Source organism: Nostocoides jenkinsii Ben 74 (genome assembly GCF_001046875.1).
Classification (GTDB): Bacteria; Actinomycetota; Actinomycetes; order Actinomycetales; family Dermatophilaceae; genus Nostocoides_A; species Nostocoides_A jenkinsii.
On sequence record NZ_HF571038.1, the window covers coordinates 2,442,309 to 2,452,581 of the forward strand.

5 protein-coding genes are annotated in these 10,273 nt (G+C 66.6%); all 5 read right to left on the bottom strand.

Features of this window, described 5'->3' with window-relative positions:
* Positions 1 to 3,849: hypothetical protein (locus BN13_RS11605; RefSeq protein ID WP_162199951.1), on the bottom strand; the 3,849-nt coding region annotated here is incomplete at its 3' end.
* A 42-nt stretch (positions 3,850 to 3,891) separates the two neighbouring features.
* Positions 3,892 to 4,332, bottom strand: a complete 441-nt coding sequence (locus tag BN13_RS19325) for a hypothetical protein (protein WP_157038564.1) — start codon at positions 4,330 to 4,332, stop codon at positions 3,892 to 3,894.
* Positions 4,333 to 4,582: 250 nt separating this feature from the next.
* Positions 4,583 to 5,224, bottom strand: a complete 642-nt coding sequence (locus BN13_RS11615) for a single-stranded DNA-binding protein (protein ID WP_048547008.1) — start codon at positions 5,222 to 5,224, stop codon at positions 4,583 to 4,585.
* A 145-nt stretch (positions 5,225 to 5,369) separates the two neighbouring features.
* Positions 5,370 to 9,179, bottom strand: a complete 3,810-nt coding sequence (gene dnaE / locus BN13_RS11620) for a DNA polymerase III subunit alpha (RefSeq protein WP_048547010.1) — start codon at positions 9,177 to 9,179, stop codon at positions 5,370 to 5,372.
* Positions 9,176 to 9,724 carry a hypothetical protein gene (locus tag BN13_RS19635; protein ID WP_048547012.1) on the bottom strand — a complete coding sequence of 183 codons (549 nt, stop codon included), beginning with the start codon at positions 9,722 to 9,724 and terminating at the stop codon, positions 9,176 to 9,178. The genes dnaE and BN13_RS19635 overlap by 4 nt, the downstream gene beginning before the upstream one ends.
* Positions 9,725 to 10,273: the final 549 nt, after the last annotated feature.

Here is a 10,273-nt window from a genome sequence, read left to right on the forward strand (position 1 = left end):
CTGAACCGGGGGAGCGACAGGACGATCCTCCTGGCGTGGCTGAACCGGAGGCTGCTGCTGAACCGGCTGGCGCGTTTGCGTAGCCGCCACCGGAACCTGGCCCTGTTGCGGCTGACGCTCAGAGGCCAGCCATGTGCCACCTTGCCGCTCTTGACGAACCTGGGGGCTGACGACCGGCGGGGCCACGGTACGGTCCTCCGACGAGCGGTCCTCCGACGAGCGGTCCTCCGACGAGCGGTCGGGTGACGTCAACGGAGCCTGCCGGGCCTGCGAGTCAGACGTCGACGGCCCGGCCGACCGGTCAGCGGGCGGTGACTGCTGACCGAACTGCGGGTTGACCGGGGGAGCGACCGGGCGGCTCTCCGGTTGACGGTTTGGTGCCGTCGCCGGATGGTGACCCTGCGATGGGGCTTCCGACCGAGTTGCCTGGGGAGTGTCGAATCGACTGGTGGGCTGCTCGACCTGACGAACCGGCATGACGGCGGGGGCGTCGATCGGGGGCGTCCCGCCCTGCGGCTGAGCGACCGGGGGAGAGTCCAGACGGGCAGCCGGTTGGTCGTTGTCGTGGACCTGGGGGTCAACGACTGCCGGGGCGACTGGGCGCGACTGCTCAACGATCGGCTGCGTTGTCTCCGACGGTGCGGAGTCGTGGTTGCGGTAGTAGCCGGCCGCGGCGGCAGCGGTCCCCATCTCGCCGACAACCGAGTCGAAAGACGGCGGGATGGAGTGGACGTCCGGTTCCGTCCACGGCGACGGCGCGGACGGCGGCTCCGACGCGCCAGGTTCCTCATCGTCCCAGTCCGGCGCAGGCGACCCGAGTTCGGGGCCAAGCGGGCCAACCTCCGGGTGTCTCGGCTGGCCGAGACCGGGGGCGACATCCGGAGGACGCCAATCGTCGAGGCGATTGTGCGGCGACCTACGCTCCGGCGCGGTCTCCTTGGCAGCCTGGGCGTTGGCCGCTTCCCGGCGCGCGCGCGCCTCCTGCTGCTCGCGGAACATCGCCAGATTCGCCTTGCTGACCTGGTCGGCCCGCGTCGGCGCACCACGCTTAGCGGCCTGACGGTCTTCCGCGCGCCCCGTGCGCAGACGGTTGGCGGCATACGCCGTCCCCGCGGTCGCGAAGGCTACCGGGGCAGCGACCGGGACCGCCGCGACGGCCGCTGCGGCGAGAGCAATCTTGGCGGTGTTGCGCAGCGGGGCATCCTTGTACGAGTCCCACATGCCACGGGCAGAGCCGCCGACAGCACTGGCGGCGCGGCGAGGGGCGAACTGTAGGCGCATCTTGGCGTCTTGCAGGCGACGGCCCATGAACCCCTTGTCCGGGTCGAGTTCGCGGTTGCCGCGCTTGGCGTAGGCGTCGGCCTCGCGCTGTTCCTTCTTCTTCGCCGCTTCGTACTCGCGGGTGCCGGGGATGCGGGAGAGGGCGTTGCGCTGAGCGCGGGCAGCCCGACGGCCATTGGCGCGATCGGAGGCACGGCGCTGCGCGGTGTCGAGCACGTCGTCGCCGTCGCGTGTCGGACGGGGGACGTTCGCGCCCGCCGCGACGCCACCGCTGGCCATCGCGGCGATGACGGCTGCGTCAGCGTCGTCACCGAGGCTGTCGCCGCCGTCGATCCGGCGCGGACGCTCAACGACCTCGCCGTCATCCCCGCCGTCCTCGAACGGCGCGTCGACTCCGCGCTCCTGGTCGGGGTCGTCCAAGGCGCTGGTCTCGCCGTCGATCCGCGAACGTCGACCACCGGTAGCGGGCGCAGCGTCGTCGGCCTCGTCGTCGTCCGTCGGGTCGACGGGATTCTCCGCGTCGTCAAACCGGTTGCGGGGCATCTTCTCGCCGTCGCCGTTCGGCATCGGCGCAGTGTCTTTAGCGTCGTCCGGCGCGGCGTCCTTCGCAGGAGCGGTGTCGTCGTCACGCTCGGCCAGCTTTGTTCCTGCGTAGGCCCCGCCACCGGCTGCCGCCGCCGCGCCAAGGGCACCAATCCGCTTCGACGCGCGGCGGCCCATGAAGGCATCCGCCGCCGTCGCACTGGCACCGCGGGCTAGGTGTCGGCCCCGGTTGCCGACCTGAGACATGACCCGGTCGAGACCGACACCGGCCAGCGCGCCGCCACCGCCGAGGACGGCACCCCACTTCAAGGCCGCGCTCGGGGTGAACGGGGACGGTGCGCCGGACTGCTTGAACAACTGGTGGACCAGGATCAAGGCGGCGACCGGGGCGAGGCTAGACCAGACCACCGACCAGACCGAGATCGTGCTGCCGGTCGACCCGCCGGTCCCCGCGGCGACCAACGCCGAGGTAACGACGGCGATCAGAGACAGGATCAGTGACGCGCCGAAGACGAAGATGGCGATGCCGACATACTTTTTGGTGATCGGCAGAATGGCGTCCCGCTGTCCGGGGAAGAGGGAACGGATGAGCATGGCGACGGCCAGCGCACCGAGGAAAAGCATGTAGACCTTGGCGGCGAAGATGGCGACGCCGAAGATGCCGTAGACGCCGAGGCTGATGACGGCGGCGGGCATGTAGGCCAGCGCGATCATCATCGCGGAGCCGTTCTCGTTTCCGTGCAGGCTCAGCAGGAAGTCGGTGATGTAGGGATAGTCGACGGTCTTGGTGCGGATTTCTTCGGCGTCGGCGGGCCAGTCGAGAATCGTTCCGTCGCCATCGAAACCGGAGTCGTCGGTGAAAGCCTCGTCACAGGCGCTCTTGTCGGCCCCGTCGAGGTCTTTCCAGCCGTCCCGCAACTGCCAGGCGTTGCTCTTGTACTCGCACGCGGCCCAGGCGACCAGCATCCGGTCTTCCTGGTTGTTGTCGCCTGCATTCCAGATGAAGGCGTCTGGATTGGTGGCTGCATTCGGCAGCCCGGACAACTCGATCTGCTCCGTCACGGGGGTGCCCCGGTCGCGCTCCAACAGGTGGCAGCCGACTTCGTCGCCCCAAGGGTTGCCGGTGCCGAATGACGCCGCCTGCCACGCGCGCAGACCGGAGTCCTGCCACATGCGGTCGATGCTGGATTGGACGATGCCGAGACTTTCCCCGGTCGACTCGCCGCCGACCGCCTTCAATGCGGCGACATACTTCTCGCGCAGGTTGGCCCGATAAACCGCACACGACGTGCGCGCCGCAGGCTCCGCGGCGTTGACGGTCTTGGTGGCGAAGTCGTTCAGCGACGCGGCGGGAATCTTCGCCACTTGCTCGACGGACTGGTTGATCCGCACCGACCACCAGGCCGGAGACCCTTTCCCGAGAGAGCCGCCGTTGTTCGTTGTCGACTGGACGGCCCCGAAAACCAGCATCGCCAACACGCCCGCGGCCATGCAGATGCGCATCCACTCGGATGAGTCAAACGATCCGTTCTTCCGCATCCGGAAGATCAGGATGGCGATGCCCGAGATGAAAATGATGGCGATGACGCCGGACCCGAACAGGGCGCTGCCGACGGTGCCGATGGCGTTGTCGACACCTTGGACGATGCTCGACCCGACACAGAAATTGGTCGCATTCTCCACGACCCCGGAGGCGACACCCCACGCACCGTTACCCGCAGACAACCCCATCGTGACAACGCCGTCGCGTTGCAGCTTCGACCCGAGATCGCCCCCGGCAGGGTTCCACGACAACTTCGTATGGACTGGAACCAAGCCGCCCCACCGGTTCAACGGCAGGTATTCCTGGCTGGCGTCTTGCACCGATTGGCTGACGAACTGGGTCGGGCACACCCCGAGCACGTCGGGGTTAGGCAGCCCAGGGTCGACGATCGCGTTGGCGGGCGTCGCCCACACGACCATGACGATGAGCGCCGAGATGACGGCGGCCACCAGGCGGGCGGGAGTGGATCGAGTAAGCCTCACACCCTGCCCTATGCGGCAGGAATGCCTGCGCCGCGGCGCGGATCAGTTTTTGACGTGCGGGGCCGCTGCCTCGATCAGGTCTTGGACGGCTTTCTTCTGCGTGTCAGACCATTCGCCTTCGCCGCCGTCGTACATGTCGAACTTCCACTCGCCAAGCACGAAGTCGGCGTCGGCGGCAGCGCCAGACTTTGACATCGTGATGTGAAGTGGCCCGTCTGCCGCCTTCTTGCCCACGGGGGTCAGGGTGCAGGACATCTTGTCCTCGTACATCGGGTTCCCCACCCACGTAAACTCGTTCTCGCCGAACTTCGCGCCGATCCCCGACGCCTTGCCGAACAAGTCCGCACACGCCTGGTCCGCCGTCCCTTTCGTCACCGCAGAGATCGACACGTCTTTCCCGGACGGCTTCGCCGCCTCGCCCCCACACCCGGCCAGAGACAGCATGCACGCAGCCGCCACGAGCGGCACCAACGGTTTTCGCATGGGGCGCACCATACGCAGTGACGGCCAGCGCCGCCACTGCGGCCGATCGGCGGATGCTCGATGGGTGTCCATATTTCGCACTATGCGGCGCAAAACACGCCGGCACGGCGAACGCCCCCAGGTGGACCGCTGGGGGCGTTCGTTGAGTGCGAACCGCGAGAGAGGGCGGTTGCATCTAGTCCGGCCCGCCGCCGGGACGGGGGTTGGCGACGGGCCGGATGGTGTTCCGCGTTCTAGCCGAGGGCGGCGGTCAGAACGCGGAGCCTTGGCCCGAGAACGCAGGCTGACCCTGCGGCTGGGGCTGGAACTGAGCGGGAGCCTGTGCCGGGGCCGGGGCCGAGAACGCGGGCTGGCCGTTCTGCGGCTGGGGTTGGAACTGAGCGGGAGCCTGTGCCGGGGCCGGAGCCGAGAACGCGGTCTGACCCTGCGGCTGGGGCTGGAACTGGCCCTGCGGAGCGCCGCCGGTGCCCTGCTGGGCGTAGGCCGCATAGGCCGGGTTGTTGGCCCAGTTCTGTCCGCCGTTGCCGTTGCGGGTGATCGCGGCGGTAGCCCACTTGGTGTCGGCCGCCGCCGAGAAGCACTTCAGCGTGACGTGGGTGACCTTGCGGGTGGTTCCATCCGCAAGGTTAAGCTCTTCGGTGTAGTTGTCGAGGGTGGCGTCGGTGACGGTGACCCGGTCGCCCTTCTTCGCGGACGCCACGAAGTTTCGCGCGGCGACGTCGCCGAACAGGCTGACTCGCGCCCAGATCGGGTCGTTCTTGGAGCCGTCCTGGTTCTGGGGCTGGCTGATGGCGACCGAGAAGACTGCCATTGCCTTCCCGGTACTCGGGTTGACGCGCAGTTCGGGGTCAGCCCCGAGGCCGCCGACGATGGAGACGAAGTTATCGCTCACTGGTTAATTCCTTTCAGTGTCTCCACCCGGATCGGTCTGTTGATCCGGGGGTGAGCCCGGCTTTCCGGCTCGCAGGTTCTTTGCCTGAGAGGCCGCCGCGGCGGCGCGTTTCGCCTGTCTTGTCCGGATTTCGGACGACAGGCGATCAGGCGGCGCCGCTGACGATCATCCGGACGACCGAGCGGTCGTAAGCGGTGGCCGCTTTGAGGACGAGACCGGCCCCTCCGTCGCATCGAGCGAGCACGGGGGAGTGCCAGTCGGCGCCTCGCGGGCTGATGTCGGCATCGAGATCGCGCAGGCCGGGGTAGAGGCGCACGAGCGCGGACCAGGCACCGCCGACTTGGTGGCGAAGCCGCTTCTGCGGGTCGATCCCGACGACGAAGACGTCGTGCGACTCCGGCTCGGGGAGTGGTTCCGGGATAACGGGCTCCGGGTCGGGCTCGCTGTCCGGTTGGGGGGCGTCGTCGTCAGGCGCGGTGGTGGGTTCAACCTCTAGTTGAGGTTCAATCATAACGGGTTCAACCTCACGTTGAGGTTCAGTCGGTTCTGGCGCTCGTCCGGGTGTTAACACGACAGAGGGTCGACGGACTGGGTCGTAAATAGGCTGCCGCCACACACTGTAGCCACGCAGCGACGGCGGCAAGTCCTCCTCGACTACTGCGTCGTCGTCGGTCGGAGGCCGCCAGGGGGCCTTGGTGATGCCGGAAATGCCGGCAATTTCCCCCGGCTTCGGAGCCGTGCCGTCGGCGACCATGCTGGTCCACGACTCATTCCAGAAGGTCGCTTCAAGGTAGCCGGTCGGGTCGGCGACCGTGACTTCGCAGAGCACTCCGCGGGCGTAAGACTTCTCTTCGACGGCGGCGACGACGCCGAGAGCATGCACTGGCACACCGGAGGTTGTCGGGATAGAGCCGATCGGGATCGGCGGCGTGCCCGCCGGGGACAGCCAGGTCGAGAGTTGGTCGGCCAGCAGGACGACCGGGTCGCCGTCGATGATGACGCCCAGGCGTGCCCGCTGTCTGGCCGCCCGCTCGACAATCCCCCATTCGGCGTCGGGGGCGGGCAGGTCGTCGGGGATCGGGTTGACGCACGCGAGCATGGCGTGCCCCATCCGGCTGCCGAACTCATCCAGCGCCCCCGACTCGGCCAAGGCGGTGACGATCGTGGAAGAAAGTGACGTTCGCTTGCCGTCTTCGCCTGCGACAACAACGCGCGAGACCAGGTCGGCGAGGCTGGCAAACGGTCCGCCACGGTCGCGCTCGGCGACAATCCACGCCGCAGGCTCACCGACAGCGGCGATCTCTGACAGGCCGATCTGGACGGAGCCGTCAGGCAGCACCGACGTCTTGACGGAGGCGCTGTTGATACCGGGGGCGCGGACGACGATGCCGTCACCGCGCAGCGCCCCGATCAACGCTTGCCGCTTGCCCGCCTTAGCCTTCCCGGATTCGGTGCTCGCCAAGAGCGCGGCTCCGAATTGCGCGGGCCAGTTGGCCTTCAACCAGGCGGTCTCGAAGGAAATCCGCCCGTATGCCGCAGAGTGCGATTTATTGAAGGCGTACTCGCCGGACGCCCGGAACGTCTCCCACAACCGGTCCAAGGTCTCCCGCTGGAACGACACTTTTGCCACCCCGTCCCGACGGGCTCCCTTCACCCCGCCGTCGATCCACAGCGGATACATCGCATCGAGGATGTCGGTCTTCTTCTTCGCGATGCCTTTGCGCAGCTTGTTCGACTGGCTGTCGTCGAAGTCGGCGACCAGTACCGAGAGTCGCTGCATCTGCTCCTGGTAGGCCAACACTCCCAGCGACGGGGCGAGCACTTCGGCGATGACCTCCTGCTCGGCAGGCACGCGCGTGAACAGGGCGTAGTCAATTGCCTTGCCGCGGGCTCTCGCCGCGTACTCGTGATGCATCCCTGCACCCATGGGGCCAGGACGGTACAGCGCGCCCAGGGCCGTCAAGTCTTCGTGACGATGCGGCCTGATCGCTCGCGCCAACTCAGTCATGCCAGGGGAGGAAAGCTGGAAGACGCCCGCCGTCCGGCCAGCCGAGATCAAGTCGAAAGCCGCTTTCGCGCGCGGATCGGCCGGGTCCATCGTGGCCGTCTCCGGGTAGACCTTCACCCCAGTCGTCTCGGCGATCATCTGCACGCATCGCTCGATTCCGGTCAAATCTTTGATCGCCAGGAAGTCGAACTTGACCAGCCCGAACGCAGCCAGCGCCTCGCCGTCCCATTCGGTGATCGGCAACGCATCCGGGTCGGACGGGTCGCGTCGCATCGGAATCAAGCCTGTCAGCGACTCGTCGCCGATGATGACGCCGCAGGCGTGAATGCCGGACCGGGAGGCGACCCCTTCCACCGCCATCGCCATCATCACCAGGTGGGCGACCGACGGGTCGCTGCTCATCAGTGCTCGCAGCGGAGCCCCGGCGGGGTTGTCGACAGCCAAGATGGTGCGCAGCGGGTGCTCTTTACCCGCGAAATCCGGAACCGCCTTGGCGATCTTCTCGGCCGCCGAGGCGGTCCAGCCGGTGACGCGAGCGACATCCTTGATGGCCGACCGCGCCCACGAGGTGCCGATCGACCCGACGCGCGCCGTGCGGTCGCGGCCGTACTTGTCGGCGGCGTACTGGATCAGCTCGTCGCGACGCTCGGCGTCGAAGTCCATGTCGACGTCCGGCATGTCCGGGCGGCCAGGGTCGAGGAAGCGGGAAAACAGCAGGTCGTTGACGCGCGGCTCGATGTCGGTGACGCCGAGGGCGTACATGACTCTCGACCCGGCGGCGCTACCGCGCCCAGGGCCTTTACGGATGCCGCGCCGCACTGACTCGTCGATGATGTCGGAGACGATCAAGGCGTAATCGTCAAACCCGGCCCCGCCGATCACGTCGAGTTCGTGCCGCAACTCGGCCTTGATCTCAATCGGCAGATTCTCGCCCCACCGCCCCACCGCCCCTTGTCGAGTCTTCTCGTAGAGCAGTTCGGCGGCGGTGACCCCGTCCGGGGCGGGGTAGACCGGGAGGCGGTTCCCCTTGACGGGGATGACGTCAGGTTCAACCATCTCCGCGACAGCGCGGGAGTTGCGGACGGCGTCGTGTGTCCCCGGCTGGTGGTCGAACAGGGCGTGCATTTCTGCCGCCGTGCGGAAGTGGTAGCCGCCGCCGTTGAAGGCGAAACGGTTGGGGTCGGTCACCAGGACCGTCTTGCCGCCTTTGCTTTGCCCCATCGCCAGCCAAGCATCGTGGGCGGCAGCCTGCTCGGCGCGGACGTAGTGGGAATCATTGGTGGCGACGACGCGCAAGCCGAACCGGCCAGCGATCTCGACCAGGCCGGGGATCACGGCTTGCTCCAACGCCAGACCGTGATCCATCACTTCCACAAAGACGTTCTCGCGGCCACACACCTCGACCAGGGAGACGACGGCGGCGTTGGCAGCATCGACATCTCCGCGCAGCAGCGCTCCGGCCACGGGGCCACCGAGACACCCGGTGCCGACGATCAGTCCGTCGGCATGCCGTGCCAGCAAGTCCATGTCCCAGCGCGGTTTGTAGAAAAAGTGCCCCCACGAGGCGTTGTGGCCGGTGACAAGGTTGCGCCAGCCGGTCGCATTCTTCGCCAGCAGGGTCAGGTGCTCGTACCGCTGCTGGCGCTTGTCACCCATCCCGCCGGAGCCGTCGAAATCGTCACCGGAGGCGATGGTGCGAATCTCTTTGTCGTGCCGGGAGCCGATCGCGAAGTACGCCTCCAACCCCAAGATCGGGGTGATCCCCGCGGCGCGCGCAGCCTCATAAAGTTTCCAGTGGACGGCCAGCGAACCGTGGTCGGTAGCCGCGACACCGACATGCCCATCGGCGACCGCTGCGGCCACCAACTCCCCCACGCGAGCCAGGCCGTCGAGTTCTGAATGCTCTGTGTGGACGTGCAGCGCGACGTAGTCGCTGCCGTCGATCACGACGCCTCCAACTGGCTCATGCCCATGCTGCGGGCGGGGGCGGAAACAGCCGTCCGCCAGGCCGTGATCCAGGCGTCCGGATGAGCGACATACAGGTCGGGAACTCCCTGCCGACGCACGAGCACAATGCGGTCCGTCGTGGGCTCGACCGAGGACGTGACAATGCTGACGGCGCGTGCTGTTTGACCGATGACGGGGATGCCCGCCAGGTCGAGCGAGACCGGCCACGAGGCCGCCGACGCTACCCATGAATCCGTGCGTGCAGCGTGCCTTTTCGACAGCCCGAGGTGGTAGCGCCGTTCGGCGTTGACGGCCTGTTGGGCGGCCCCGATCGCGGCTTCGCGGATGGCGCCACTCAGCTCCCGCCACGCCTTGACCTGAATGGCGACGCCGGGGAAGACCAGGATGTCGCCTTCATCGTCGCGGCGTCCGGCCCCCAAGACGCGGCGGGGCCGCTCAACGGTGTGCTCGGGCGCTAGCCCGGCGAGATACAGGATGGCGGCTAGCTCTGCCTTGTCGCCTTGCCGCTTGCGCGCGTTGCCCATGCATCTTCTTTGCCGGGGACCGGTCCACGACGGCTGGGAAGCCTTTTCGGGGGTGTTTCACCCCGTTTTGACAAGTTTGACAAAATACATCATGTGATCCATGTCACTCAGTGATGTAGGTCACAAACGCTTGACACGTTGTGTTCACGATGGTGTATCACGCGCGCGCGTCCGACGGGTATGGAGACCCCTTGGTTTTTCCCATGAGTCAAATGAGTCAAAAATAAATCGAAAATGCCCACCATATACCCGGTATTCACGCAGGTCAGGAGCCTGTTGACTCATTTGACTCATTTGACTCATGCGAAACATAGCCCCCCCTTGTAGAGAGAACATATATACCGAATCCAGGGAATATAAATGTTCTCCCGCATCAGGGGGTATGTATGTATTAGTCAAATGAGTCAAGTAGTAGTAGTAGTAGTAAAAAGGGCCTCTGACCTGCATGTTCGATTTGACTTTCGATTTGACTCATCCGGGATTTGCGTGAGTCAACGTGAGTCATTTCCAAACCGTGTTCGATTGGGGATGATTTGACAATCGGGCGAA

Coding starts and splice junctions, on each gene's coding strand:
- BN13_RS19325 (WP_157038564.1), bottom strand. CDS start 4,332: ATGCGAAAACCGTTGGTGCCGCTCGTGGCGGCTGCGTGCATGCTGTCT.
- BN13_RS19635 (WP_048547012.1), bottom strand. CDS start 9,724: ATGGGCAACGCGCGCAAGCGGCAAGGCGACAAGGCAGAGCTAGCCGCC.